The sequence below is a fragment of the Pseudomonas sp. TR47 genome, from assembly GCF_044143025.1.
In the GTDB taxonomy this organism is placed as follows: domain Bacteria; phylum Pseudomonadota; class Gammaproteobacteria; order Pseudomonadales; family Pseudomonadaceae; genus Aquipseudomonas; species Aquipseudomonas putida_E.
Genome location: NZ_JBHFCS010000007.1, coordinates 162,657 through 188,480 on the forward strand (window position 1 = coordinate 162,657; position 25,824 = coordinate 188,480).

General features: G+C 64.1%; 28 protein-coding genes. 15 read left to right on the forward strand and 13 right to left on the reverse strand.

Annotated elements, in window-relative coordinates; translation table 11 throughout:
• Window positions 1–74 precede the first annotated feature (74 nt).
• Window positions 75–950: an AraC family transcriptional regulator gene (locus tag ACEWE8_RS10380; protein ID WP_046784794.1), complete on the forward strand. Its 876-nt coding sequence runs from the start codon at window positions 75–77 to the stop codon at window positions 948–950.
• On the opposite strand, the gene ACEWE8_RS10385 is transcribed toward ACEWE8_RS10380, so the two are convergent.
• From ACEWE8_RS10385 to ACEWE8_RS10410, 6 genes are all read right to left on the reverse strand, one after another.
• The gene (locus ACEWE8_RS10385; protein WP_046784793.1) at window positions 947–3,337 is read right to left on the reverse strand and encodes a TonB-dependent receptor; all 2,391 of its coding nucleotides are present in this window, start codon (window positions 3,335–3,337) and stop codon (window positions 947–949) included. The two genes, ACEWE8_RS10380 and ACEWE8_RS10385, sit on opposite strands and share 4 nt — an antisense overlap.
• A 117-nt stretch (window positions 3,338–3,454) precedes the next feature.
• Window positions 3,455–4,435, reverse strand: a complete 981-nt coding sequence (locus ACEWE8_RS10390) for a FecR domain-containing protein (protein ID WP_046784792.1) — start codon at window positions 4,433–4,435, stop codon at window positions 3,455–3,457.
• The gene (locus tag ACEWE8_RS10395; protein ID WP_223255085.1) at window positions 4,432–4,929 is read right to left on the reverse strand and encodes an RNA polymerase sigma factor; all 498 of its coding nucleotides are present in this window, start codon (window positions 4,927–4,929) and stop codon (window positions 4,432–4,434) included. Before ACEWE8_RS10395 ends, ACEWE8_RS10390 begins: the two co-directional genes overlap by 4 nt.
• A gap of 55 nt (window positions 4,930–4,984) precedes the next feature.
• Window positions 4,985–5,311, reverse strand: a complete 327-nt coding sequence (locus ACEWE8_RS10400; RefSeq protein ID WP_046784790.1) for a DUF3325 domain-containing protein — start codon at window positions 5,309–5,311, stop codon at window positions 4,985–4,987.
• Window positions 5,305–6,885, reverse strand: coding sequence for a PepSY domain-containing protein (locus tag ACEWE8_RS10405; RefSeq protein WP_046784789.1), 1,581 nt, complete (start codon window positions 6,883–6,885; stop codon window positions 5,305–5,307). Before ACEWE8_RS10405 ends, ACEWE8_RS10400 begins: the two co-directional genes overlap by 7 nt.
• Window positions 6,882–7,187, reverse strand: coding sequence for a DUF3649 domain-containing protein (locus ACEWE8_RS10410; protein ID WP_046784788.1), 306 nt, complete (start codon window positions 7,185–7,187; stop codon window positions 6,882–6,884). Before ACEWE8_RS10410 ends, ACEWE8_RS10405 begins: the two co-directional genes overlap by 4 nt.
• A gap of 275 nt (window positions 7,188–7,462) precedes the next feature.
• On the opposite strand from ACEWE8_RS10410, the gene ACEWE8_RS10415 reads away from it, so the two are divergent.
• Complete coding sequence (locus ACEWE8_RS10415; RefSeq protein WP_012312780.1) at window positions 7,463–7,810, forward strand: HPF/RaiA family ribosome-associated protein; 348 nt, start codon at window positions 7,463–7,465, stop codon at window positions 7,808–7,810.
• Window positions 7,811–7,879: 69 nt separating this feature from the next.
• Here ACEWE8_RS10415 and ACEWE8_RS10420 read toward each other — a convergent pair whose 3' ends face one another.
• The gene (locus ACEWE8_RS10420; RefSeq protein ID WP_046784787.1) at window positions 7,880–8,290 is read right to left on the reverse strand and encodes a response regulator; all 411 of its coding nucleotides are present in this window, start codon (window positions 8,288–8,290) and stop codon (window positions 7,880–7,882) included.
• 48 nt (window positions 8,291–8,338) lie between these two features.
• Window positions 8,339–8,518 (reverse strand): Flp family type IVb pilin, encoded by a 180-nt coding sequence (locus ACEWE8_RS10425; protein ID WP_046784786.1) that lies wholly within the window; start codon window positions 8,516–8,518, stop codon window positions 8,339–8,341.
• A gap of 294 nt (window positions 8,519–8,812) precedes the next feature.
• Between ACEWE8_RS10425 and cpaB the strand changes: the two genes are divergently transcribed.
• Genes cpaB through ACEWE8_RS10465 form a run of 8 tightly spaced genes read left to right on the forward strand, consistent with a single transcriptional unit; the run spans window position 8,813 to window position 16,236 of the window.
• A complete protein-coding gene (gene cpaB, locus ACEWE8_RS10430) occupies window positions 8,813–9,760 on the forward strand; it encodes a Flp pilus assembly protein CpaB (protein WP_046784785.1) in 948 nt (315 codons plus the stop codon).
• Between the two features lie 17 nt (window positions 9,761–9,777).
• On the forward strand, window positions 9,778–11,037 hold the full coding sequence (locus tag ACEWE8_RS10435; protein ID WP_046784784.1) for a type II and III secretion system protein family protein: 1,260 nt from the start codon (window positions 9,778–9,780) through the stop codon (window positions 11,035–11,037).
• Window positions 11,034–12,224: a pilus assembly protein gene (locus tag ACEWE8_RS10440; protein ID WP_046784783.1), complete on the forward strand. Its 1,191-nt coding sequence runs from the start codon at window positions 11,034–11,036 to the stop codon at window positions 12,222–12,224. Before ACEWE8_RS10435 ends, ACEWE8_RS10440 begins: the two co-directional genes overlap by 4 nt.
• A complete protein-coding gene (locus tag ACEWE8_RS10445) occupies window positions 12,221–13,477 on the forward strand; it encodes a CpaF family protein (protein WP_046784782.1) in 1,257 nt (418 codons plus the stop codon). Before ACEWE8_RS10440 ends, ACEWE8_RS10445 begins: the two co-directional genes overlap by 4 nt.
• Window positions 13,474–14,355 carry a type II secretion system F family protein gene (locus tag ACEWE8_RS10450; RefSeq protein ID WP_046784781.1) on the forward strand — a complete coding sequence of 294 codons (882 nt, stop codon included), beginning with the start codon at window positions 13,474–13,476 and terminating at the stop codon, window positions 14,353–14,355. Before ACEWE8_RS10445 ends, ACEWE8_RS10450 begins: the two co-directional genes overlap by 4 nt.
• Before the next feature lie 2 nt (window positions 14,356–14,357).
• The gene (locus tag ACEWE8_RS10455) at window positions 14,358–15,245 is read left to right on the forward strand and encodes a type II secretion system F family protein (RefSeq protein ID WP_046784780.1); all 888 of its coding nucleotides are present in this window, start codon (window positions 14,358–14,360) and stop codon (window positions 15,243–15,245) included.
• A 10-nt stretch (window positions 15,246–15,255) separates the two neighbouring features.
• Window positions 15,256–15,957 carry a tetratricopeptide repeat protein gene (locus ACEWE8_RS10460; protein ID WP_046784779.1) on the forward strand — a complete coding sequence of 234 codons (702 nt, stop codon included), beginning with the start codon at window positions 15,256–15,258 and terminating at the stop codon, window positions 15,955–15,957.
• Window positions 15,958–15,972: 15 nt separating this feature from the next.
• Entirely contained in the window at window positions 15,973–16,236 is a 264-nt protein-coding gene (locus ACEWE8_RS10465) for a DUF3613 domain-containing protein (RefSeq protein WP_012312770.1), read from the forward strand.
• A gap of 15 nt (window positions 16,237–16,251) precedes the next feature.
• On the opposite strand, the gene ACEWE8_RS10470 is transcribed toward ACEWE8_RS10465, so the two are convergent.
• Entirely contained in the window at window positions 16,252–16,686 is a 435-nt protein-coding gene (locus tag ACEWE8_RS10470; RefSeq protein WP_046784957.1) for a prepilin peptidase, read from the reverse strand.
• A 75-nt stretch (window positions 16,687–16,761) separates the two neighbouring features.
• On the opposite strand from ACEWE8_RS10470, the gene ACEWE8_RS10475 reads away from it, so the two are divergent.
• Both ACEWE8_RS10475 and ACEWE8_RS10480 read left to right on the forward strand, forming a co-directional pair.
• Window positions 16,762–17,202: a TadE/TadG family type IV pilus assembly protein gene (locus tag ACEWE8_RS10475; RefSeq protein ID WP_046784778.1), complete on the forward strand. Its 441-nt coding sequence runs from the start codon at window positions 16,762–16,764 to the stop codon at window positions 17,200–17,202.
• Window positions 17,203–17,255: 53 nt separating this feature from the next.
• Complete coding sequence (locus ACEWE8_RS10480) at window positions 17,256–19,844, forward strand: ATP-binding protein (RefSeq protein ID WP_395589305.1); 2,589 nt, start codon at window positions 17,256–17,258, stop codon at window positions 19,842–19,844.
• Here the strand turns inward: ACEWE8_RS10480 and ACEWE8_RS10485 are convergent.
• Window positions 19,829–21,784 carry a pilus assembly protein TadG-related protein gene (locus tag ACEWE8_RS10485; RefSeq protein ID WP_223255084.1) on the reverse strand — a complete coding sequence of 652 codons (1,956 nt, stop codon included), beginning with the start codon at window positions 21,782–21,784 and terminating at the stop codon, window positions 19,829–19,831. The genes ACEWE8_RS10480 and ACEWE8_RS10485 overlap by 16 nt on opposite strands.
• Window positions 21,785–21,957: 173 nt before the next feature.
• Between ACEWE8_RS10485 and ACEWE8_RS10490 the strand changes: the two genes are divergently transcribed.
• The gene (locus tag ACEWE8_RS10490; RefSeq protein ID WP_046784955.1) at window positions 21,958–22,248 is read left to right on the forward strand and encodes a DUF3509 domain-containing protein; all 291 of its coding nucleotides are present in this window, start codon (window positions 21,958–21,960) and stop codon (window positions 22,246–22,248) included.
• Window positions 22,249–22,251: 3 nt separating this feature from the next.
• Here ACEWE8_RS10490 and ACEWE8_RS10495 read toward each other — a convergent pair whose 3' ends face one another.
• On the reverse strand, window positions 22,252–22,722 hold the full coding sequence (locus ACEWE8_RS10495) for a phosphate-starvation-inducible protein PsiE (RefSeq protein ID WP_115273586.1): 471 nt from the start codon (window positions 22,720–22,722) through the stop codon (window positions 22,252–22,254).
• Between the two features lie 228 nt (window positions 22,723–22,950).
• Here ACEWE8_RS10495 and ACEWE8_RS10500 point away from each other — a divergent pair, with 228 nt between their 5' ends.
• Window positions 22,951–23,214: a YebG family protein gene (locus tag ACEWE8_RS10500; protein ID WP_046784740.1), complete on the forward strand. Its 264-nt coding sequence runs from the start codon at window positions 22,951–22,953 to the stop codon at window positions 23,212–23,214.
• A 27-nt stretch (window positions 23,215–23,241) separates the two neighbouring features.
• Here ACEWE8_RS10500 and ACEWE8_RS10505 read toward each other — a convergent pair whose 3' ends face one another.
• Window positions 23,242–24,261, reverse strand: coding sequence for a Glu/Leu/Phe/Val dehydrogenase dimerization domain-containing protein (locus ACEWE8_RS10505; RefSeq protein ID WP_046784739.1), 1,020 nt, complete (start codon window positions 24,259–24,261; stop codon window positions 23,242–23,244).
• A 125-nt stretch (window positions 24,262–24,386) separates the two neighbouring features.
• On the opposite strand from ACEWE8_RS10505, the gene ACEWE8_RS10510 reads away from it, so the two are divergent.
• Complete coding sequence (locus ACEWE8_RS10510) at window positions 24,387–25,193, forward strand: SirB1 family protein (RefSeq protein ID WP_046784738.1); 807 nt, start codon at window positions 24,387–24,389, stop codon at window positions 25,191–25,193.
• On the opposite strand, the gene maiA is transcribed toward ACEWE8_RS10510, so the two are convergent.
• On the reverse strand, window positions 25,187–25,819 hold the full coding sequence (maiA, locus tag ACEWE8_RS10515; RefSeq protein ID WP_046784737.1) for a maleylacetoacetate isomerase: 633 nt from the start codon (window positions 25,817–25,819) through the stop codon (window positions 25,187–25,189). The genes ACEWE8_RS10510 and maiA overlap by 7 nt on opposite strands.
• Between the last annotated feature and the right edge of the window lie 5 nt (window positions 25,820–25,824).

A 25,824-nucleotide genomic window follows, 5' to 3' on the forward strand; every position in this document is an offset into this window, starting at 1 on the left:
ACTTGCGCTTTTCAGCATTCAGGGAGCTGCCACCTCGGCGCATCGGCAGTACGATGGCGACAGAGGAAACGCTCATGACCCCACTGACCCAGTTGCACGTGTTCAACGCCATGCATGCCTCGCCCCACGCGAGGCTGGAACTGAGCGCGCACCTGGGCGACGGGCTGGCGGCGGCGCTATGGAGCAACCGTGACGATGCCCGCGACTATCAGGCGCCCAGCCACCACACGCTGTCGTGCTACATCGCCCACGGCACCGGCACCTTTCGCCGCCAGCGCCCAGCCGACAAAGGGGCGCCGGACAAATTGTGCATCATGCCGGCCGGCCACGAGTCCAACTGGGTGGTCAATGGGCAGATCCGCCTGGCGCACCTGTACATCAGCGAGGTGCAATTCGCCCTGGGCTGCGTGCGCCTGCTCGACCGGGAACCGCGGGAGATGCAACTGCAGGAAGCGACATTTCTCGACGACCCACGGCAGTCGGTGCGTTTTCGCCAGTTGATCAGCCTGGCCTGGGAAGAGCCAGGCGAGCGCTTGCTGGCCAGCAGCCTGGCACACGAGATCGTCGATCACGCCGTGCTCAGCCAGGTAGGGCTGCGCCAGGGGTTACGCCTCAAAGGCGGGTTGGCACCGAACCTGCGCCGGCAACTGGTGGAATACATCGAGACACACCTGGATCAGCCCATCACCCTCGGTGAGTTGGCCGTGCGTTGCAACCTCTCCGAGTATCACTTCGCACGCATGTTCCGCACCAGCTTCGGCTTGCCGCCACACCAGTACCTGCTGGCCCGCCGGCTGCATCGGGCCTGCCAGCTGCTGCGCCTGGGCCAGCTGCCATTGGGAGACATTGCATTGCTGTGCGGGTTCGCCAGTGCCAGCCATTTCAGCAACCGCTTTCGCCAGGCAGTCGGCGCGACACCTGGCGACTATCGCGCCGCCTTCAGCCACTAGAACTCGAAGGTACTCGACAGGCTCACCTGGCGCGCATCACCTATGGCAACGAAGTACTGGTTCACCGCCGAGCTGTAGTAAACCTTGTCGAACAGGTTCTTCACGTTCAGTTGCAGGCGCACATTGTGCTCGTCGAGCCGGGTCTCGTACGTGGCGAAAGCATCGGCAACGGTGTAGCTGGGCAAGTCGAAGGTGTTGGTCGAATTGCCCGGGCGCTCGCCGACATGACGGGCTCCGGCACCGAAACGCAAACGGTCGCCACCGAACAGGCTGCCGAAGTCGTACACCGCCGACAATGAGCCACTGTGCCTGGCCACGTTCTGCAGGCGGTTACCCTCGAGGTCCGGGTCCTTGGTCACCTTGGCGTCGGTAAAGGCATAGCTGCCGATCAGGCTCCAACGCTCACTGAGCTGTCCGGTCAGGTCAAGCTCCACCCCCCTTGAACTGACCTCGCCCGCATTGCTGTAGACCGTCTCGCCGGTACCGCTGTCGAAGTTGGAGACCAGCACGTTGCGCTTGGTGATGTCGAACAGCGCCAGGGTGCCGGTCAGGCTGCCAGGCATGTCGAGCTTGGCCCCCAGCTCCCACGACTTGCCCTCTTCCGGCGCAATCGACGAATCCAGCACCACACCGCCGGTCAGCGGGGCAATGCTGGAGTTGGGTTTGAACGACTCGCTGTAACTGCCATAGAACGACAACTGCTCATCGACCTTGTAGACGATGCCGGCATGCGGTACCCAGGCCTGGCCGCTGGTGTCGGTATTGGCCTTGAACGGCCGGCCGCGGCCGGCGTACTGGTCGTACTGCTGAAAGCGGGCGCCGGCCACCAGTATCCAGTGCTCGTCCAGGTGCAGTGCGTCCTGCAGGAACAGCGCCTCGGTGCGCAGCTTGTCGGTCTGATCGCTGTCGCTGGCGCGCACCGTACTGCCCTCCACTTCCTGGCCATAGACCGGGTTCACATAACTGAAGGTGGACTGAGCGGTCTGGCGAATCAGGTCGCCGCGAAAGACCTTGCGGTCTTCGTGATCAATGCCAATGAGCAGGTCATGCTGCATTCCGGCCAGCTCGACGTTGCCATTGAGGCTGAGGGTCGCGAACTGGTCGCGGCTCATGGCGTTGTGGGTGCCATCGATGCTGCGCGTGAGCGTGCCCTTGGCTTCGTTGACGCCGGTCACGCGCACTTGGCTTGCGTCGTAAGTCTCGCGGTTGAAGCTGTAGCCAGCGTGCAGTTTCCAATCGTCGGCCAACTGGTGGTCGACCTCAAGGCGATACAGGTCGGAGCGGCCTTCCATATCGTTGAAGGGTTCATCCAGGCGGCGCGTGGCCGGAATGTCCAGCGGGTGGCCGTTGCTGCCGAACGCAGTGCCCCGGTCGAACGGGTAGAGAAACTCGCGGTGCTCATAAGCCAGCACCACTTGGGTGTCCTCGCCCAGCCAGGCCAGCGACGGCGCCACCAGCGATTCGCGGTGCACGCCATAGTTGCGCCAGTAATCCTCGTCCTCATGATCGACGATCAAACGGTAGGCGAAGTTGCTGTCGCCCAGTGCCCCGGTGCTGTCGAACCCACCGCCGCTGCCGTTCTTGCCGCTGCCGTAGGTCGAGCCGCGCACGGTCAGGGCGTTGTACTGCTGCAATTGCGGGCGCTTGCTGACCACGTTGATCACCCCGCCCGGGTCCTGGATGCCATACAGCAGCGAAGCCGGGCCCTTGAGCACCTCGACCCGCTCGGTGTTCGCATTGAGGCTGCGCCCCTGCACGACGGGCATGCCATCGCGCATGATCGAACCGTCGCGGTTGTCACCGAAGCCGCGCTTCATCACCGTGTCGGAGGTGCCACCGAAATTGTTGCCCTGGGTGATGCCGCTGACATTGGCCAGGGCGTCATCCAGGTTGCGCGGGGCCTGGTCGCGGATGACCTGGGCAGGGACCACGTTGATGGCTTGGGGGATGTCCTGGGACGGGCCTTGGCCACGCATGATCGAGGCGCTGGCCGGCGGCTGGTAGCTGTAGGTGTCCATCTGCGAGGTCACCGTGGTGGCCTGCAGGTTGAGCGCACCGGAGGTGTCCACCGGTTCAAGCGTCAGGGTGCGGGCATCGACCCGGCGCCACGTCAGGCCAGCGTTGCCCAGCAATCGCTGCAGCGCCTGTTCGGCACTGAACGTACCCTGCAGGGCCGGTGCCTGCACGGCAGGCAGTTCCAAGGTGTAGACCACGCTCTGGCCGGTGGCGCGGCTGAAGGCATTGAGCGCCTGGGGCAAGGGCTGGCTCGGCTGGGCGAACCGGTGCAGTTCAAGCTGCTCGGCGGCAAGGACACAAGGGGCAGCAGCCAAGGCCGAAAGCGCAGAGAAACCTAGCCAGAGAGGGACGCAACGGTGGGTGAACTTCATGGACGCTGACCTGTGAGAGGGTGATGACTGCGAATGAATCGCACTTCCACTCATTACACGGATGTCACGTCCTGTTACCTCATCCGCTTTTGAAAATTATTTTTCCAGTGCCGCCGCTTAACGGATAACGGTCAACCGGCCGAAAACCGTCTGCCGCGAGAACCCCATCACCTTGCCCAGCGAATCCAGTGCCGCCAGTGGCTCGCGCACCGGGAAACTGCCGCTGACCTTGCGCTGCCCCAACTCGCCGTCGAGCAGCACGATCCGCCCCGGGTAATAGCGCCCCAGGTCCTCGACCACCTGCGCCAATGGCACCTGGTAGTAATTGACCCAGCCCTGGCGCCAGGCCAGACTTCTGTCGCTGTCCACACTCGCCGTCTCACCGGCCCGGCCTCTGGCATAGGCCAGTTGCTGGTTGGCCGTCAGCTCACGGGCGGCCTGCCCCTGAGCCGGCGTGACCGCCACCCGACCGTTGCGCACCGTGACCTGTGCCCCCTCGGCCTGCTCACGCACTTCGAACTCGGTGCCCAGCACCCGCACCTGCCCCCCCGCCGCCTGTACTACAAACGGGTCACCGGTGTGCGTGACCTTGAAGAATGCAGCGCCATGCAACAGCCGCACATGGCGCTGCCCCTGCTGGAAATCGACAGCAATGGCACTGCCCGCATCCAGCGTCACCTGCGACTGGTCAGCCAGCGTCACCTGGCGAATGGCGTCTGTGCTGCTGAAGTCGGCCTGCAGGTCCTGCAGCCAGTACCCCGGATGCCAGCCCCCGGCAACGCCCACGGCCAGCACCAGGCAGGCCGCTACGGCCAGTGCGCGGGCGCGCCGCCAGCGAGGCGGGGCAGGCGCCTTGGCCATAGCATCCAGGTATCGTTGCAGGTCTGCGTGTTCTTCCTCGGCCAGGCGTGCCGCGGGTGCCGCACTCTTGTGCCACAGCGCCTGGGCCTGGGCATAGGCCTCACGGTGCCTGGGGTCGGCCAGCAACCAGCGCTTGAACGCCGCACTGTGCGCTACCTCAGGCTGCTCGTTGATCCTGGCCAGCCAATGCAGTGCAGCGTGCGACGGGTCGGCGGTGGTCAAGTCTGAATGGCTCATCGACGGGCGCTCCCTGGCCTGCGCATCGGGGTCGCGGGTTCGGCAACACTGGCCTTGCACGCTTGGAGGGCGCGCATCATATGCTTTTCCACGGCGCTCTGGGACAGCTGCATGGCCTTGGCGATTTCGCCGTACTTGCAGCCGTGTATTCGGTTGAGCAAAAAGATCTGCCGGGTGCGCTCGGGCAGGGCGCGCAGCGCCGCTTCGATGCGCTGCAGGTCATGGTCTACCTCAAGGGCCTGCTCCGGTGCCTGGGCCGAGCACTCATCCAGTTGCAGCGAAGCTTCGGCGATGCGTTCGCGGCTGCCTTCGCTGCGCAGATGGTCGATGGCCAGGTTGCCGGCGCAGCGCAGCAGGTAGGTATCCAGCGCCTCGACCTTGACCTCGGGGCGGCGCCAGAAGCGCAAGAACAGCTCCTGCACCAGGTCCGATGCAGTGGCGCGGCAGCCTACCCGACGGCTGACCAGGGCTTCCATGCGTGCGCGCTGGGCCATGAAGACCTGGACGAAACGTGCGCGCGTACTGTCGCTGTCAGGTTCGATCAAGGCATCACCCGCCAGATATGACCAGCAGTGGGCCCAGTACCAGGCTGGTCGCCGCCAGCCCCAGCAACAGGCGCGGCTGGTAAGGCAAGGCGAAGACCCACAGGGTCACCCCGGCCATCAACACAGCGACCCACTCAACCAAGCCATGGGCCCACCCGCGCAAGTGCAGCGATAGCAACAGCGATGCCAGCAGCAACGACCAGCCCGCAATGCGCAGACCACGCAACTGGCCGATAGCAGGCTTGCGCCCGAGCAGGTCGCTGAAGTGCTTTTCCATCGCCAGGCACAAGGCGGCGAACCCGGCAAAACCGATCAGGGCGACGCTCAGCATCCGTTCACCTCGAGCGTTTCAGCCGCTGCCTTTGACACCCGGGGCTCACGCTTGGCCACAGCCTTCGGAGCACGCAGCATCTTGCCTGCGGCCCAGGCCAGGAAAAGACCGGTGCCCAATGCCGTGAGGTCCAGGCCCGCCATCGCCCAGTCGCCGGCGGCTACGCTGTGGTTCAGCCCCTGGCCGGTGGTCAGCGCATTGAGCAAAGGCAGCAGCGCGAAGGCCAGCGCGCCCAACCCAAGCTGCTCGCCCCAGGCTCGGCGCCCGGGGCGCAGCACGGCATGTACCAGCGACAACAGCCAGGCCACGAAGAACGTGTTCACCTCCCAGCCCGCCCGCCCTTGCAGCGCCACAGGCAGCAAGCGGTTGGCCCAGAAAAAGCCGGCCACCGCGAGCAGCAGGCCACTCATGCTGGCGATGTTGAGCACCTCGACCAGGCGCAACTCAGCGGGCATGCGTTCGCGCTTGGCATGCTTGAGCTGGCGCTTGCCAAGCCACATCACCAGGCCCGTACCGATGACCGCAGTACCCGCCACCCCGAACACGAAGTACAGCCAGCGCAACCAGGGCCCGGCGAAGTTGCCCATGTGCAGGCCGACGAAGCTGAACGAAGTCATCATCGCAGCGCTTTCCGGTGCCCCCTGGCTCAGCAGCTCGCCCGTGCTGCCGTCGAACATCCAGTTGGCGCTGCGCTTGTAGGCGATGTTGTCGGCCGAAGCCCGGGCGAAGCTCACGCGAGCGTTGCGGTCGCCCGGGTTGTGCACCTGGATGTAACCCATGCGGGCACCGGGGACCTGCGCCTGAACCTTGGCGTACAAGCCGGCCAACGGCACCAGTGGCGCAGCGACGTTGGCCACCTTGGGCACCTCCTCTGGGCCGAACAGGTCGTTGAAGTAGCCGTTGGTAGTGCCGCCATAGCTGGCCATGATGCTGGCCGGCATCACCATGTACATGAAGATCACCAGGCTGCTGTAACTGATCATCAGATGGAACGGCAACACCAGCACACCGATTGCGTTGTGCCCATCCAGCCACGAGCGCTGGCCCTTGCCGGGGCGGAAGGTGAAGAACTCCTTGAAGATCTTCTTGTGGGTGATGATCCCGGTGACCAGGCCAAGCAACATGATGAACGCGCAGAAGGTCGCCAGCCAGCGCCCCCAGGGGTGGGGCATCTGCAGCTGGAAGTGGAAGCGGTAGAAGAACTCGCCGCCGCGGCTGTCACGGGCCTCTACTGGCTGCCCGGTCTGGGCGTCGAGTTGCTTGCTGACAAAGCCACGGCGCCCGCCGGCAGGGTCACGCCAGCCGACGCTCAACGCGGCTTCGCGCTCGCTGGGCAAGCGGATCATCCAGTTGCCCGAGTGCGCCGCGTTGGCCTCCAGGTAGCGCTGGGCCAGGCCCAGGCTGGCCACCGGGTCGAGCGCGTGGCGGCGGACTTCGGGCTGTGCCCAGTGGCTGATCTCTTCCTTGAAATACGACAGTGTGCCGGTCAGGAAAATTGCGAAAAGCAGCCAGCCGAAAATCAGCCCGGTCCAGGTGTGCAGCCAGGCCATCGCCTGGCGGAAACCGTCCTTCATGGGTTCTTCATCCAATAGGCCAGCCCGTTGATCAGCCCCAGCAGCAGGCTCGGCAGCAACACGCCGAGCCAGGCATGCCAGGCGCTGCGGCAGGCAAAGCACCAGATGAAGGCCAACAGGTAGAAAACGAACGACAGCATCATGCCGGTCATGGCCGCGTCGACTTGCGCCAACGGCACCAGCAAGGTGATGCAGACACTGGCCATGGACGCCAGCAGGTACCCACCCAGCACCGCTGCCAGGCAGCGTGAGGTCACGGCCAGGCGGTAGCTGAGGGGCAGTCCGGCGGCATTGCGCTTCATGGCGGAGGTCCGGGAAACTCTGGGGGCTGCAATAGTAATGATTTCAATTCGCATAAGCAAAGTCTGAAAGACTTTGGGTTTTTAACCGGTCTTATGTCGTCAAAGGGCTGCCCGGTAGCCTCTGCGGGGTTAATTGCAACAGAAAATTTATTTTCACGAAGGGCTTGAATTCAGGCTTCGGTTGCCTGACCTTAGAGTCAAGAGGCGAAGAATTTCCAAGGGCCTCAAGGGCCTAGGCACGCCTCCATGCGAGCAAGCTGAATAAGGATTGAATCATGCAAATCCAGGTCAACAGCAGCAACCATATCGAAGGCAACATCCGTCTCAACGAGTGGGTCCGCAGTACGCTGCAAACCACACTCGAACGTTACGAGGAGGACCTCACCCGCATCGAGGTGCACCTGCGCGACGAGAACGGCGCCAAGCCCGGGCCGCATGACAAACGCTGCCAGATGGAGGCTCGCCCCAAAGGCCATCAACCGATTTCCGTGACCCATACCGCCGCTTCGCTGGACCAGGCGGTGGATGGTGCCGCCAGCAAGCTGAACAATGCGCTGGATCATTTCTACGGCAAGCTGCGCAGCAAGCGCGGCGTACTGGAACTGAGCGATCCCGACGCCTGACCCTTGCCAGTAAGCAAAAACGCCCGGCCATGTGCCGGGCGTTTTCGTTTTCACCTTCGTCCAGTTGAGTCAGTACTTGGCAACCTGCAACAGTGGTTGCGGGAACAGGTTGTCCAGTGTCTCCAGCAACCGTGCGTAATAAATGGGCTTGCGGAAGAAATCCAGCAGCTGCAGACGCAGCAGGTCGCTGAGGTCTTGCGCACCGGCGTGCCCCGACATGACGATCACCGGCAAATGCTGCCGGGCCGTATGGTCGCGCAGGCGCTGGATCAAACCAATGCCGCTTTCTTCCGGCATGCGTAGATCAGTGATGACCAAGGCAACGTCCGGATAACGGGTGAGCAGTTGCAGGGCAGCTTTCACCGAGCCTGCCGTGTGGCAGTAGTACCCCTCGTTGTCGAGGAGTTCGGCCAACTCAAGCAGGTGCTCTTCCTCGTCATCGACCAGAAGAATCTGCTGACGCGAGGGAGAGTTCTGCATGTGCGGCTCCTGTTGATCCGGTCCGACGAAACATCGCCTGTTATTGGTCTAGTTCAGGGCCGTCTGGATTGCGGTGAACATGGTACTGATGTTGCCGGAGATCCCGGGAACGAACCCGGCCAATACCACCGCCACCATCGCCGCGATGACCGCGTACTCGATACCCGAGGCACCGTCCTTGCGATGCAGGAATTGCTTGCAGTGAAGGATGACCTGTTTCAGCAACATGACCAGCTCCTTGCGGCGAACTCGCCGGCGACAATGGTGTCAAAGTGACGCCTGTTTGCCATCAAAGGATTGCCAAGCTGGAGCCGTCTGCAAATATAAAAAAGCATTAGTCATCAGGTGATAATCCAAAAGCATTAGATCCTTTTATCTCAACAACTGACTGTTTTAATTGGGTTTACGTTCTGGCTACAAAAAAAGCCGAGCGCCTAATGGCGAATGGCGATGGGTGGGCTACCGTGCAATAGCGAAATAGTGACTTTTTGCCACCACCCGACGCGTGCACGGAGGCCAGCCATGAGCAGTCGCTTGACCATGATTCTGGCTGCCCTTTTCCTGCTCGGCGCACTGCTCGCGGGATACTGGGGGGTCGTGCTCAGCCGCCCCCCTGCACCACCCCAGCCGGTAGCCCCCATCGCCGAGCAGCCGCCTGCGGTGGTTGCAGCGCCCACCCCGCAACCGCCCGAGCCGCAGCGCTTCCCCATCGTCGTGCTGCGCAAGGCGCTGCCGGCCAATACGCCCTTGACCGCAGACGACGTGCTGCTCGAGCGCTTGCAGGTAGTCCCTGCCGGTGCCTTCCAGCAAGTGGACCAAGTGATCGGACGCAGCAGCGCCAGGCCACTGGCCGCAGGTAGCTGGCTGGACGAGTCGAGCTTCCAGCCCGGCGGACCGCTGGCACGGATGATCCGTGCCCACGAGCGGGCCGTTGCGGTAGGCGTGGACGACGTGGTCGGCGCCGCCGGGCAACTGTACCCGGGTGATTTTGTCGACGTGCTGCTGTACCTGCGCGAAGAGGCCAACAACCCGCAGTCTTCTGCCCAGGTCGTGCTGCCGGCCCTGCGCGTGCTGAGCGTCGGGGAACAGATGGGCGTTACCAATGACGGCCGCCCGGCACTGACCGCCGAGGAGCTCAAGGCCCGACGCGAGCAGGCGACCCCAGGCAACCTCGCAAGCACCCGCACCGTGGTGCTGGCTGTCCCTGAAGCCTTGGCCAGCCGCCTGATGCTGGCAGCCCAGGTCGGCACCCTGCGCCTGGCCGTGCGCAGTGCCGCCGAGCAGCGGCTGGCCCGCTATTGGGCCCAAGCGGATAGCCAACCGCAGGTAGAAAGCATCAACCGGGAACTCTATCGGTTCAGCCAGCTTTCCCAGGCGCCATTGGCCAAAACCGCCTCAACCGCTGCAGCCGTTGCAAGCATGCAGATCATCCGTGGCGCACAGGCCGCGGACGCCAACAAGACCCCCTGACAAGGCAAGGATGCAGTATGCGTAGTTCCGAGCGTTGCAGTTCAAAACGGTTCTTCAGTCTCGCGTGCCTTGCCCTGCTCATGGTTGCGCTGCTGCCGAAGGCCCATGCCGCCAGCAACGGCTGCGAAGCATTTGCCCAGCTGCCTTCAGTGATCGAAATCGACCAAGGCCTGCAGCAAGAATTGCGCTTGCCGCTGGCGATCACCCGCGCCGCCGTCGGCGACCCCAAGGTTGCCGACGTGCAACCCAGCGGTGACCGCGCCGTGCTGGTGACGGCCGTGGGCCAGGGCAATACCACGCTCATGCTGTGGACAGCCTGCGCACCGGCGCCACACCGGGCCATGCTGTTCGTCAAAGGCCAGGCCAGCGCCGCCATGGCCGAAACGGGCCTGCCACCGTCGCTGGATCCGGAGTTGCCAAGCCAGGTGCAGGCCGATATCCGCTTCGTCGAGGTGCGCCGCACCAAGTACAAGGAAGCCGGCGCCCGGCTGTTTTTCAGCGGCTCGAACAACAGCCTGATCGGATCGCCGGGTACCGTGCCAGGCACTTCGGTGACACCGGGCGCCGTGCCTGTCACCTCGCCACAGATCCCGCTCAACGACGGGGTGTTCAACATCGTCTGGGGCGGCGGCAGCAGCCGCTTCCTGGCGGCCATCAATGCCCTGGAAAACAGCGGTTTCGCCTACACCCTGGCGCGCCCCAGCCTCACCGTGCTCAGCGGCCTGACTGCAAGCTTCCTGGCCGGTGGCGAGATACCGATCCCGGTGCCCAGCGCCGGCAGTGACAACTTCTCGATCGAGTACAAGGAGTTCGGCGTGCGTCTGGCACTGACGCCGACCGTGATCAGCCGCGACCGCATTACCCTGAAGGTAGCGCCTGAAGTCAGCGAGCTGGATTACACCAACGCGGTGACCATTGGCGGCACAAGCGTACCGGGGCTGAGCATACGGCGCACCGATACCAGCATTTCCCTGGCCGATGGCGAGAGCTTCATCATCAGCGGCCTGGTCGGCAACAACACCCGCTCCGCCGTGGACAAGCTCCCCGGGCTGGGCAACCTGCCGATCCTTGGCGCGTTCTTCCGGCAATCGGCCCTGATACGTGAGGAGACCGAGTTGCTGATGATCGTCACCCCGCACCTGGTTCAACCGCTGGCGGCCAATGCCCGCCTGCCGGAACTGCCCGGCGAAGGGTTGCGTACCTACGACCCCAGCTGGGGCCGGCTGTTCTTCATGGAAAACGGCAACTTCGATGGCCAAAGCGGGTTATCACGATGAACGAGAGCCTCAACCAGACCTTTCTGGGCATCACCCGCAATGAAGAAGACCTGCAGTGGCTGCAGAGCGCGCTGGCACCCCAAGGCCAGGTGATCGGCGCCAGTGGCGGCAGCCTCGACGAACTGCTGGCGCTGATCAATGCGACCTTCAGCACCCTGGTGTTCATCGGCCTGGACCGTGAGCAACTGGTCAATCAGTGCGCACTGATCGAGGGCGTGCTTGAAGCCAAGCCGCTATTGGCGATCGTCGCTCTGGGCGATGGCATGGACAATCAACTGGTGCTGCACGCCATGCGTGCCGGCGCCCGCGATTTCGTCGCCTACGGCTCACGGGCCAGTGAAGTGGCCGGGCTGGTCCGGCGGCTGGGCAAGCGCATGCCCACCGTCACCAACAACCCAAGCCTGGGCGGCCTGACCGTGCTGTACGGCGTGCAAACCGGTGCCGACGGCGCTTTGCTGACCACGCACCTGGCGCGGGTGGTACAGGAAAGCGGCCAGCAGACCCTGCTGCTGGACCTGGGCATGCCACGTGGCGACAGCCTGGCGCTGCTGGGGCTGGAGGCGTCGTTCTATTTCGGCGATGCCCTGCGCCACCTGCGCCGGCTCGACACTACCCTGATCGACAGTGCTTTCACCCGCGACAAGAAAGGCCTGCGCCTGCTGACCTTTGCCGAAAACGATGACCCGCTGCGCCAGACCAGTGCCGCCGAGCTGTACATGCTGCTCAGCGCACTGCGCCAGCACTTCCAGCACATCGTCGTGAACCTGACCGGGCATGCCGACAGCGAAGCCCTGCGCACCATCATCAGCCACTGCGACAAGCTCATCATCTATACCGACCAGAACATCCTCGACTGCCGGCGCAACCTCGAAGTGCTGGAGCTGTGGCGCGATCATGGCATCAAGCTGGAGCATGCCAGCCTCTTGGTCGACCGCTACCTGGGCAATGTCGCCCCGGATGCCGAGAGCCTGGCCAAGCGCTATGCGCTGCCGCTGCTCAAGGTCATGCCCGACAGCCCCGAGGTGCGGCTGAACGTGAAAAACCAGGGCCTGAGCCTGTTCGAACTGGCCCCGCGCGAAAACCTTACCCAAGCCCTGCGCGGCCTGGGTGAGCGCTTGGCGCAGCGTTCGGAAAACCTTGCGCCACCGGCCTTTACCTGGCTGCGTCGGCTATGGGGCAGCAAATGAACGGCGACCAACCTTTCGGCGGCCCCAACCATGCCTCTGGCGACCCATATGCGTTAAAGCGCGCACTGCACCGCTTTGCCATCGATGCCATCGAAGACAGCGGCCGCAACCTGCTCGAAGGCGCGCGCCCGGCACTGACGCAGTTTGTACTGGAGCAGGTGGGCGATTACGTGGCGCGCCTGCGCCTGGCTATGTCACGCTACGAAATGGAGCGCCTGGCCGAAGAACTGGTCGACGAGCTGACCGGGTTCGGGCCGCTGGAGGTGCTGCTGCGGGACGCCAGTGTCACCGAGATTCTGGTCAACGGGCCGCACAGGGTGTTCGTCGAGCGGGCCGGGCAGTTGCAACAGACCGACCTGCGTTTCATCGATGCCCAACACGTCGAGCGCGTCATGCAGCGCATCCTTGCACCGCTCGGGCGCAGGCTGGACGAATCGTCGCCGATGGTCGACGCGCGCCTGCCCGACGGCAGCCGGGTCAATGCGATCATTCCACCCGTGGCCCTGGACGGGCCGTGCCTGTCGATCCGCAAATTCCGCCAGGACATGCTCAAAAGTGCCGACCTGCTCGCCACCCGTGCCATCGACCAGCACATTTTCGACTTCCTCGAGCGCGCCGTGGGTCGGCGTTGCAACATCCTGGTCAGCGGCGGCACCGGCACCGGCAAGACCACCCTGCTGAACATCCTCAGCCAGATGATCGCCCCGCGCGAGCGCCTGGTGACCATCGAAGACGTCGCCGAACTGCAACTGCACCATCCCCACGTGGTACGCCTGGAAACCCGCCCGCCAAATGCCGAGGGGCACGGCGAGATCAAGGCCAGCGAGCTGATCCGCAATGCCCTGCGCATGCGCCCGGACCGTATCATCCTCGGCGAGATCCGCGGCACCGAGGTGCTGGACGTGCTCACCGCGATGAACACTGGCCACGACGGCTCGATGAGTACGGTGCACGCCAACACCGCGCAGGACGCCTTGCTGCGCCTGGAAACCCTGGTTGGCCTGAGCGGGCGGCAGATCGCCGAGAAGACCTTGCGGCAGATGATCTGCGCGGCACTGGACGTGGTGATCCAGCTGACCCGCCTGCCCGACGGTCGCCGCTGCGTCAGTGAAATCCTGGAAGTGGTCGGCGTGCGTGACGACGTGTATGTGACCAATACCCTGTTCCGCCTCGACCGCCGCGGCGGCGACGTGTTTCTGCGTGAGGCGCCGAACCCCGCGGGCAGCAAACTGCGCCATGAAGGTGTGCAATGACCGGCCCCCTGCTGCTGGCGCTGGCGCCCCTGTTGCTGGGCGTCTCCCTGATGCTGTTTCGCCTGGGCCTGTACAAGCGCAGCGAACAGCGCATTCTCCAGCGCCTGGGGCGCGCCTTTGAATTGGTCCGCAGCGGCAATGCACGGCGCGCCTGGCTCGAGCCGCTGTTGCAACGTGCCGGGCTTGGCGCAACCGACTGGCAACCGCAGCGCTGGCTGCTGGCCTGGCTCGGCCTGGCACTGGTGGCGCTGCTGGGGGCCGGTTGGGTGGCCGGGCTGATGGTGCTGGTCGGCCTGCCGCTGCTCGGCTATTTCACCCTCAGTTGGCTATGCCGACGGCGCGTGCACCAGCTTGTCGAACAACTGCCCGCTTTGCTGGACTACAGCGTGCGCAGTCTCAAGGCCGGGCGCACCCTCAATGATGCGGTCCTTGGTGGTATCGACGGCTCTCGCGAGCCCTTGCGCTCGACCATGACCCGGGTACGGCGCAACGTACAGCTGGGCGTGCCGCTGGACGATGCGGTCAACGAACTGGCCGAGCTTTACAACCAGGACGAGCTGCGTCTGTTCGCCATGGGGCTGCGCATCAACCAGCGCTACGGCGGCAATACCAGCGAGCTGATGGAGAACCTGATCAAGCTGATCCGCGAGCGCGAACAAGGCAGCCGTCAGCTCAAGGCCATGACCGGCGAAACCCGCATCACAGCGATGATCCTGGGTGCCTTGCCGCTGTGCATGGTCGGCTACTTCCTGATGGCCAATCCGCACTACCTGCTGACCATGTGGCAAGACAGCAGCGGCCAGATGATGCTGCTGTTCGCCTTCGCCCTGCAGGTGGTCGGCTGCCTGGTGCTGTGGCGCATGATGAGGAGCCTTTGACCATGGCCTTGTTGCTCTGCGCCGTGTGCCTGTTCATCGCCGCCGGCTTGCTTGGCTTGCAGGCCGCCCGGCAGTTGCGTGCCCGCTACCTGGTCGCTCGCAGGCTGCAGGGGCGGTTGGCGCGCGAGGAGCGCCTGGGGGACTGGCTGCACTGGCTGGGCAGTAGCCCGCTGGGGCGGCGCCTGCAGAAACTCGACGGGGAAACCCAAGCCTTGCTTGACCGTGTCGGCTGGCGCCGCAGCCGCCAGCGGGCGCTGTTCGCTGCCATGCAACTGGGGCTGCCGCTGCTGGCGGTCGTGCTGACACTGATCCTGCAGCAAGGCGTGCTAGGCGGTGAAGGCACGCACTGGTTGGTCTGGCCGTTATGCGCCTTGGGTGCCAGCTACCTGTTGCCCAAGCGCTTGCTGGCGGTTGCCGCCAGACGGCGCCAGCAGCGTATCGCCCAGGAAGTCAGCCTGATGATTCCGCTGCTGCGCATTCTCTTCGAGACCGGCCTGGCCGTAGAGCAGGCACTGCGCGTGCTGAGCCAGGAAGGCCAGGCGCTGGTCCCCGAAATCAGCGAAGAGTTGCGCCAGGTGCTGCAACGGGTGGACTCGGGCCTGGCGCTCGGCCCGGAGCTGGAAAAGAGCGCCCGGGTACTGGCCGTGGATGAGTTCATCGACACCTGCGTGATCCTTCAACAGTTGCTGGTACAGGGCAGTGGTGCGATGAAATCGCTGCTCGCGCTCAAGGACCTGCTCGATGACCGGCGCCTGACACGCATGCAGGAACGGGTATCGAAAATGTCGGCAAAAATGTCGGCGGTGATGATGGTATTCCTCTTCCCGGCACTGCTCATCGTCCTGGCCGGGCCGGGATTTTCCGCCTTGACGCGGGCCTTGGGCCCCTAGGGAGTAATGGATGAAAGCGACCCTGTTGTTCACCGGCCTGCTCTTGCTGACAGGATGCGCCGGCCAGCAGCCTGAAGGGTTCGGACACTTGTTCGGCACCTCGAGCTGCGGCAAGCCGAACGCCGATCAGCAACTGGCGCTGAACCTGGCGGACGAGATGCTCAACGATGGCCGCCCGCATGCCAGCCTGGCGCACCTGGAGCAGTTGCCCAACACCCTCGACCAGGTACGCCTGCGCAAGGCCAGGGTCTCGCGCCTGTTGGGGCGCAGCGAAGCAGAACCGCTGTACCGCAGCCTGCTCGGCGGCTGCCTCGCGGCCGAGGGTGAGCATGGCCTGGGCCAGCTCGCCTCGGCCCGGGGCGATGACGTACAGGCCTTGCAGAACCTGCAGCGTGCGGCGCGTCTGGCCCCCACCGACGAGCGGGTTCGCAACGACCTGGGTGTGGTGCTGATGAGCATGGGCCGGTATGAACAGGCACGGTTCGAATTCCTGACCGCCATCGAGCTCAAGGATGACAACCCGCTGCCCGCCGTCAACCTGGTGACCTTGGCGCTGCTGCAGGACAACTGGCAGCAAGCCACCGACCTGGTCGGCCGCCTGCGGCTCAAACCGGCGCAGTTTGCCCAGGCCCAGGCTCGCGCCAGCCAGATCAAAGCCACAGGACGCGGGCCGATAGCTTCGGCCAGTGGCGCAGGTGTGATGGTCAACTGAGCAAAGGAGAAGGTCATGATCAGGTATGTGATGCTGCTGGCCTGCTGCACCGGTATTACCACGGCCTGGGCAGAGGATTACCCACGCCAGCAACCGCCTGCGCTGACGGCAACCGAAGCGCTGCTGCGGGTGCAGTCCAGTGGCGAACAGGCGTCCACGCGCCTGCAGGTGCAGACGGCGCGCGAGCGTGATCTGTCCAAGCAGCGCTGGCTGGAAACCTACAAGTACGCCATTCCGGATTTCTATCGCTGGACCAAGATGACTGAGTCGAACAACTGATCGGGCCTGGCGCTCTCACTGCAGGCACACGCTGGTCAGCAAAAAGCCCACCAGCACAAAGGGCGCGAATGGCTGCTTTTCAGCCCCCTGCCCTGCCCTGCGCCGCGCCCACCGTCGCAACAGCGCCCAGACCAGCAAGGTGCCGCCGGCGCCGATGAACGTACCGAGCACGTAGTCCTGGCTGGTGGCCAGCCCCAGCGCGGCGAGCAACTTGACGTCACCGGCACCGAAACGCCCCATCGCGTAGCCGGGCAACGTGAGCAGCAACACAATCGCCAGTGCCCAGCCGGCATCACTGGCCCGGGCGCCGATCCAGCTGTGCCCGGTAACCGCCAGCCACACCAGCGCACAGGCTGCGACGCCCAGGGTCAGAAGGTTGGAAATCTGCCGTTCGCGGACATCTTGCCGGCTGCACAAGGCAAGCCACAGCAGCAGGGCAATACTGGATATTGGCAATTGGCCATCCCTGTTCGTCGAAGGCTTCTATGCTGTAACTCAGGACTCCTCGTCAGGGTAGACGCAATCATGCAAGCAGGCCCGGTAGCACGGCAAAAAGGCGCGGCAGCCATCGAGTTCGTCGCCGTCTTCATGATCTTTTTCACAGTGTTCTACGGCCTGGTCAGCTACACCCTGCCAATGCTGATGCTGCAATCGTTCAACCAGGCCAGCAGCGAGGCCGTGCGCCGCTGCGTGGCTCTGGACCCGAGCAGCGAGACCTATGACGACGATGTACAGGCGCTTGCCCATGCAGTGATCCGCGAGCAGTTGGCCTGGATGCCTGAGGCACTCGACTTCCAGCCGGCCGATGCGCAGGTGAGCGTGGATGATAACAAGCTGCTGAAGGTGACGATCAATTATCCGAAAAGCAAACTGCACAAGGTGCTGCCGCTGCTGGTGATACCGCTGATTGGCGAAGTGCCCCGCTTGCCTGAGAGCTTGCAGGCCGAAGCGAGCCTGCAACTGTGAGTGGCCTGTTCGATCGCTGGCTGGGCAGCCATGGCGCAGAGCCCGCCGCGCAGATGCCGCATGCCGTGGGCCTGCAGGTGTGGCTGGACGATCAGGGGCATGTGCTGCGCCTGGCCGGGCCCTTGCGCACGCTGCTGGCCGTACCCAGCCACGCGCAGGCGCGGGTGCACGACTACCTGTATCGGCACAGCTGGCTGGCTCTCGAAGGTGTGCCCGCCGATTGGCAAGGGCAAGCACTGGACCTGGATTTTCACACCGTGCACGGCCAGGCCCTGCAGACCCGTGGCTGGCTGCAACACCAGGCTGTCGGCTGGATGCTGCAGCTGTTCGATATCAGCGACCTGCTGCGCCAAGGCGCTCAGCAGGAGCAGTGCCTGACCTTGCGCCAGCTGGCCGCAGACGTCGGCCAGGCCGTGCGTGACTGCAGCGAAGACTGGCTGACGCAGACGACCGCCGAGCAACTGCTGCGCCTGGCCGAGCACTGGCATGCCGGCTCGGTACGCCTGATGTTGGCGGACCCATCGGGCTGGCGGGCGCATACCTGCAGCGAAAGCGACTGGCCTTGGCCCGATGACCAACGCCTGCAGCCGTGGCTGCAGGCGCTTCCCGCCCATTTTCAGCAGGTCGCGCCTGACTTGCCGCACTGGCGGGCGACGTGCGCTGGGTTGCCGCTGTTCCTTGTGCCATACAGCCACGGCCATGAGGTACAGGCCTGGTTGCTGTGTGCGGGCGCGCCATCGGTGCCTTCACCAGAGGCGGCCAAGGCGCTCTTGCAAGCCTTGCTCGAGCCGCTGCTCGCGCGCCTGCGGCAACACCAGTTGCAGCAGCGCTCGCGCCATCTGGACGAGCTGCAACAGCAACTGGGCGCAGGCTGGTGGCAATGGCCGGGGCAAGGGCCGCTGCATTTCGATCCGGCCTTGGCCGCCAGCCTTGGCCTGCCCAGTGCGGTGAGTATCGAGCAATGGCTGGCGCGCCTGCACCCGGCTGATCGGGAGGCTGCGCAAATGGCCCTGGAGCAGCTGCGCAACGGTGTGGCATTGAGCTTGAACGTGCGGCTGCTCGAAGCCGACAGTGGCGCGGCGCCTCGCTGGCTGCACTGGGTCGGGCAGTTGCACGGCGGGCAGGGGCACGGCTTTGTGCTCGACATCAGCGCACTGAAAGCCCAGGAGCTTCAGGCCAGCGCCGCGCGCGCCCGGCTGGAGAACCTGATCGCCAGTTCGCCTGCGGTGATCTATATCCAGCGCTGTTGCGAGGGCGCGTTGCACAGTGAGTTTTTCAGCGCCAGCCTGACGCCGATGCTGGGCTGGCCCAAAGATAGCGAGCTGGCGCGCCATCCAGGCCAGGCGGTACACCCGCACGACCGGGCGCTATGGCTTGAGCGAACACGTACGCTGTTGCGCGATGGCCAGGTCCGCAGCCGCTATCGCCTGCGCGACCACTTGGGTGGCTATCACTGGGTGCTGGACGAAGCCCGGCTGTTGCGTGACGACCTTGGCCAGCCGGTCGAGGTGGTCGGCCTGTGGCTGGATGTCAGCGAAGCGACCGAGGCAGCCGAGCGTGTGCGCCAGAGTGAGGAACGCTACCGGGTGCTGGTGGAGGATTCACCCGCGATGATCTGCCGCTACACCCCGGACCTGCAGCTGCTGTTCGGCAACCGGCCGCTCGCCGAACAACTGGAGTGCGCACCTGAGCAACTGAGCGAGATGAACCTGGGCCAATGGATGTCCGACAGCCAGCGCCTGTCGTTTCTGCAACGCCTGGCCGACCTTACCCCGGAGCAGCCGCTGGGCAGCGCGGAGATCTGTCTGCAACTGCCAGGGCACAGGCATGCCTGGTGGGTGTGGGCCGAGCGTGGGCTGTTCGATGAGCAAGGCCGGCTGCTGGAAGTGCAGGCAGTGGGGCGCGACAACACGCAGGTAAGGCAAAGCCAGCAACAATTGATGCAGGGCGCCAAGATGGCCACGCTCGGCGAGTTGGCGACAGGGCTGGTGCATGAAATCAACCAGCCGCTGAACGTGATGCGCCTGGCCATTGCCAACACACTCAAGCGCGTGGAAAGCGGGGTAGTCGAAGTCGAGTACCTGACAGGCAAGCTGCAGCGCATCGATGCACAGGTAGGGCGCGTGGCCAGGCTGGTGGAGCATATGCGCACCTATGGGCGGCGCTCCGCGCTTGAGCACCAGGTGTTTGCAGCCTGGACTGCGGTGGATGGCGCAGTGGCGTTGCTGGCTGAAGGGTTGCGCGGCAAAGGTGTGGCCTTGCAAGTCGAAGAGCCGGATTTCTGCCCGGAGGTGCATGGGCATGAGGACCAGCTCGAGCAGGTGCTGATCAACCTGATGGTCAACGCCCGGGACGCTTTGCTCGAGCGCCAGGTGGCCAGCCCACGGATCGGCATCTGCCAGCGTATCGAGCAAGGGCAACTGTGCCTGCAGGTGGAAGACAACGCCGGCGGTATCGACCCACGCCTGATCGAGCGCATCTTCGAGCCGTTCTTCACCACCAAGCCTGCGGGCGTGGGTACCGGGCTGGGGTTGTCGGTGAGCTTCGGCATCGTCGAAGCCATGGGCGGCAGGCTCGAAGCGCTCAATGGTGTTGACGGCGCCTGCTTCCAGGTGTTGCTGCCCATCTACAACACCAACTGAGCACGGCCGGTGGAACAACTGAGGTTGGCGCCGACGTCGGTATTGACCAGGTCGATTCCCAGAACCTTCAGCAGCACATTGACCAACGGGTCGATCAGGGGGCTGAGCAACCCTCTTATCAAGGGTTCGATGATGCCTTTGACCGTACCGAGTACATTGCCGGCGATCACCAGCACATCGCCGAGGCCACTGTTGGCGGTGGGTTTGAAGGCCTGGAGCTGGACGCCCAGCAAGGTGTCGCTGAGGCTGCCGACCACGTAGTCATTGGCGGGGCGCATGTTCAGGTACTCGGCGGGCTGCCCGATATTGGGCGGTTCGTTAACCGGGCCCTGGAACACCAGCGAGTGCTCTACCGGGCCACTGCCCAGCAGCTTGCTGTCGACCCGCAGGCCAAGGCCGCCACCGGCGTAGGGTATTCGGCTTTCGCAAGTTCCGAGTATCAGCAGCTTGGTGCAGCGTTTGGTGCCGATATCGATCAATGGCAGCGCCTTGACTGCGGTAGTGCCGGTGGTGAAGAACGCGTCAGTGGATTCGAAGCGCCCCACCGCCAGCTGGGCAGCAGCGCTCTGGGCCTGAACGGTCAAACGCTTGGGCGAGCATCTGAACGTGTCAGGAGACTGCGGGTCGAGGCGTGCCGTGGCTTCGGCGACCTGAAGGCCAATGTCCAGCTGAAGCTTGTCAGGCACGAGCACGATATCGGTGACGGTGCACGGCACACCCAACAGGCATAGCACCGATTCCAGTGTCGAAGCCAGGTTCAGGCTGAGCAGGTTGTTGAGCACGTTGGTCAGTGGCGAGGCCAGGTCGAGCACCGCATTGACCAAGCCGAAGACCGTGCTGAGCAGCGGCAGGTCGAGCGAAATCATCGCCCGTACCTGAGCCGTGTGAACCCTCAGTTCATCCGTACGCGGATCGCCGACCGCCGAGACCTGTTGCGGCTCGATCACCTTCAGCCGCACCCGGCCGTTGATCAGGCCGAGCACGCTAATCGGCAAGTCGGCAGTGGCTGCGCTTTCGCTGGCAGCCAGCTGGATCACCCCCTGCACCAGTTGCAGCAGCTGGATGCTGGCGTCCAGCCCCGCTTGGGCAGTACCGTTCTGAATATCGAGAATGTCGCCCAGTTGCAGCAACGTGCTGTTGCCGGCCCCCAGGGCGACCTTGCCCAGGTTGGTGACAACATCGGCGGCGGCACCGCTTTGCTCAAGTACCTTGACCGCCGCTTCCAGCAATTGTGTGGCGGTGGCGTCGGCATTGAGCAGTTGCTCGTAGTCGCCAACGGTCAATTGCAGGTCGACAGCCAACTGCTCGAGGTAGTTGAGCAGGTTGAGGTCGGTTGCGGCTATGCCTTTCCAGCCTGCGAGGCCAAGCTGCACGTTGCCTCCCAAGGCGCCGAGCAGGCCATCGAGCAACACCGACTGTTGCGAATCCACCGTAGCCAACGTAGTGCGAATGCTCAGCATGGCCTGTGGCGGCAATGCCTTGGACGCCACCGCATGGGCCTGCAGGGTGGTGGTCAGGGGAGCCCCGCCACCTTGGGTCAGGATGTAGATGCCGGCGGCAAAACTGGTGGTGACTGTGTTGCTGACATCGACCCGTATCGCTTCGTTACGGGCATTGTCGCTGGTAAACGTGCGCAGGCTATTGGCACCGGTCTGCAGGTAACCGCAACTGGCCACCAAGGGGCTGCCAGGCGTGTGGCCGTTGCGGGCGGCGGCTACGCTGGCGATGGCCGTGGCCTGTGGGCCATTGCCCGTGCACACGGCAGACTGGCCTGCAGCTTCAAGCGCGGCCATGTCGGCGATGCGTTGCAACTTGCGCTGCTCAAGGTAAAGACGGCCGCTGTCGACCACTACCAGCATGAAAAGCAAGGCCAGGGCCAGTGTGGTAACCGCCATCAGGCCGATCGCGCCACGCTGCCGGGCAGCGGAAGAGGGAACCACGGGCACTCCTTTGCAGGCCAGAGGCCAGCCATCGCGGCTTTGGTCACAGGAGTGTAGTCACACTAGTGGCTAATTGCCTTGCTCTGGGGCGCGAGGGCTACCGATCAAATGCCCTGAACCAACCCGGCATCTACCCGGTCAATTCCTGCAATCACCTATTGCAGGCCCAGACCATGAACAATCCATTCGAACAGATCAGCGCCGCCTTCGCCCCCGAGTACCGCGTAAACCTGAGCATCGAGCGCCTGGACGGCAGCATCATGCTGACACTGTCCGATGATGCCGGGGTGGTCGCCAAGCGCCTGATAACCCAGGCACAGCGCAACGACCCGGTGCGCCTGCAGCGGGTCATCGACAGCATTCGCCTGGGCTTGGCCATCGAACTGGGGCAGAACCCTTTGCAGGTACTGGCCGCCCTCACCCGCGACCCACGCCAGCAGCCAGGTCACTCCATCGCCAACTGACGGCTACTTGCCCTCTTCCACTGCCTTGCCATTGGCGTCCAGCACCTTGGTCGAGGGGTAACGGTACGAGGCGTAGCGCACCACCAGGATCGAAAACGCCAGCAGCAGGATGCCCCCGCACAGGTACAGCAGGCCCTCATCCGGCGCCTTGTGGTGCGACACATCACCGATCAGCAGGCGGGTGAGCGCGGTGATCGCCACATACAGCAGGAAGCGGATAGGCATGTGGTTGGTCTTGAAATAGATCCCGACCATCGCCCCAAGCTCCAGGTAGATGAACAGCAGCAGGATGTCATCGACGCTGATGCCGCCCTTGCCGAGCATGTCCAGGAACGTCATCACCGCCGCGTAGGCGGTAATGGCGCCGATGCCGAACAGGGCAAGGTAGTGAAACCCCTCTACACACAGATTGCCCAGCGAGTCGGCCGAGCCATGCAGGCCCTTGCGCAGCTTTTCTGCCCATTTGATGTTCACGATGTGCGATTCCCCGATACGACATGAAGGATGATGCGTCACGCGTGTGACGCTTGTGCCATGCAGTTAAAGGGCCAGGCCCCTGCTTTTGGAAGGCGGCAGATTGCCGCAAGGCACCTGTGGGCTACGCTTTTTTGCGGCAAGGGTTGCACCTAAGGTGCGATTGCCATTACTGTATGCGCATACAGTGATCGATAAACCAACCGCAAAAAGGCACAGAGGTGATGAATGGCCGTCGAAGTGGTGTACCGCAGCAGCCGCGACCCGGAGCGCTTGTTCATGGATAAGGCCGAAGCAGATCGTCACGACAAGATGCTCGAACTGGCCGAGCGCCTGGCCGAGGTGCTGCACAAGGCGGTGCCGTCGCTGACCGAGCAGCAGGTCGAGGAAGCCGGCATTTACATGGCGAAGAACCGCGACGTGTTCGCGCGGGCATTCAAGAGCCAGCCGGACGCGTTGGGTGAGTTGTTGCAAGGTGACGCTGCAGAATGATGTCGACGGCCGGGCCGCCGTGCGGCTTCAGCCATATAGCAACCGCTCCGCCAGCATTTGAGCCACACGGGCGGGCGAACGCTTCTCGGCCTGAGCGTGGGCGAACACCTCGGTCAGGCGCGTCGGGATCCGTGCCAGGTGCGCGGTGATGGTGCCCAGCTCCTCGCCGCGGTGCTTCATTGCCACGTAGATCAAACCACCGGCGTTGATCACGTAGTCCGGAGCATAAAGAATCCCGCGAGCCTCCAGTTGGTCAGCCACCTGCAAAGTGGTCAGCTGGTTGTTCGCCGCCCCTGCCACCGCAGCACAGCGCAATTGCATCACCGTCTGGCCATTGAGCACCGGGCCCACGCCACACGGCGCAAAAATATCGCAGGGCGTACTGATCAAGGCATCGTTGGTCACCGGATGGGCGTTGAACTGCTCCACCGCCAGCCGCACCCGACCGGGGTCCAGGTCACTCACCAGCAACTCCGCACCTGCTGCGTACAATTGCTCGGCCAATGCGTAACCCACATTGCCCAGGCCTTGCACCGCAATGCGCAAGCCTTTGAGGTCGCTGCTGCCCAGGCGGGCCAGGCAGGTTGCACGGATACCGGCGAATACCCCCATGGCCGCATGCGGCGAGGGATCACCCGAGGCCGTTGTGCTGGTCACATGGGGCGTACTCTGGGCGATGCAATCCATGTCCAGCGTGGAGGTGCCGCTGTCCACAGCGATGATGAAACGCCCCTGCAGGGTATCGACGAAGTGCCCCAGCGCCTCGAACAGCGCCGCGCGGTTTTCCACGTGCGGGTTGCGCATGACCACCGCCTTGCCACCCCCCAACGCCAGCCCGGCCAGCGCCGCCTTGTAGCTCATGCCTTGCGCCAGGCGGATGGCATCGGCCATGGCGCTCTCGTCGTCTGCGTAGGGCAGGTAGCGGCAACCTCCCAGCGCCGGGCCTCTAATTTCGTTATGAATGGCCACCACAGCCTTGAGGCCGGTTTTCGGGTCGGTGAACAGGTGCAGTGACTGAGTGCGGGTGCTTTGCATCAGCGCGAACATCGGCGGGCTCCCCTGGGAGGTGCTCCTAGCAGTATAGGCATCCACATGCACGCCAAGCTGCGACCGGACCACTGGACGAATCACGACGCCAGCGCTATTACTCAAGGGTATGCGGAGATGCCCCCATGAACCCACGCCAAGCCTGCCTGGCCTGCCTGGAACGCGAACCGGTCGCCTTGCTGGAAGCTGCCTTGTGGATTGCCGCCGAGCACGATCGCAAGGTCGAGCCCGCAGCCAGCCTTGCCAGCCTGCACCACCTGCAAGCCGAAATCAGCGCCAGCCTGCCGATGCTGCCGGTGTGCGAGCTGGCTCAGCCACTGCTGCGCCAACTCAATGCGCTGGGCTTCCAGCAGGATGAATTCCACCCACTGCGCCCGCAGGCAGCACTGATGGACAAGGTTTTGCTGCGCCGCCGGGGCCAACCGCTGGCGCTGGCCATCATTACCCTGGAGCTGGCCCGGCGCCTGTCCATAGCGCTGGAGGGTGTGGCATTCCCAGGGCACTTTCTGCTGCGCGTACCCGGTGCCGATCACCTGCTCGACCCTTGCGGTGGCCGGCGCCTGTACCCCAATGATTGCCGCGAGTTGCTGGCCCGCCAGTTTGGCCCGCATGTGCCGCTGACAGCCGAGCACCTGCGCACGGCCAGCCCGGCCCAGATGCTGCAGCGCCTTTCGCGTAATTTGCGCCAGCTGCATATCAGCAATGACAACCACCTGGCCGCGCTGGTCGACGCCGAACGGGTCATGCAACTGGGCCCGGTGCAAGTCAGCGACTACATGACCCGCGCCTCGCTCTACCAACACCTCGACTGCCCGCAGGCCGAACGCTTCGACCTGGAGCATGCCTTGCTGCTCACCGAGGATCCGGTCCAGCGCCTGAAGCTGTCCGAACGCATCGGCCAGCTACCGCTGGCGAACCGTTCGATTCACTGAGGCGGTGTATCCGGCTGGCAGGACGGGTGCGCCTTGGCGAATGCAGCATGCCTGGCGGCCAATGCCGCAACCCGGCGGATACGCGGATAGCTGCCAAGGTCGATGTTGAATCGCTCGGCGGCATACAGTTGCGGGACCAGATAGACGTCTGCCAGCCCCGGCGCCTCACCAAAGCAGTAGCCATCATCGCCGATCAGCTGCTCTACAGCCGCCAGGCCTTGGCCAATCCAGTGGGCAATCCACTGGTTGACCTGGGCCTCGTCATGGCCCAACTGGCGCAACTGGTTGAGCACACTGACGTTGTGCAACGGATGGATATCGCAACCGATGATCGCCGCCACACCGCGCACCCTGGCCCGTGCTGCAGCGCCACGGGGCAACAGCGCAGGCTGTGGATAAACCTCTTCCAGGTACTCGATGATCGCCGGCGACTGTACCAGCAGCTGGGCATCGTCGGTGCGCAGAGCCGGTACCCGGCCCTGCGGATTCACCGCTACATACTCGGTACCGCGCTGCTCGCCCTTGAGCAGATTGACCGGCAGGGCCTGATGATCCAGGCCCTTGAGCGCCAGGGCAATGCGCACCCGGTAGGAAGAGGTGGAACGGTAGTAGGTGTACAGCTCCATTGCCC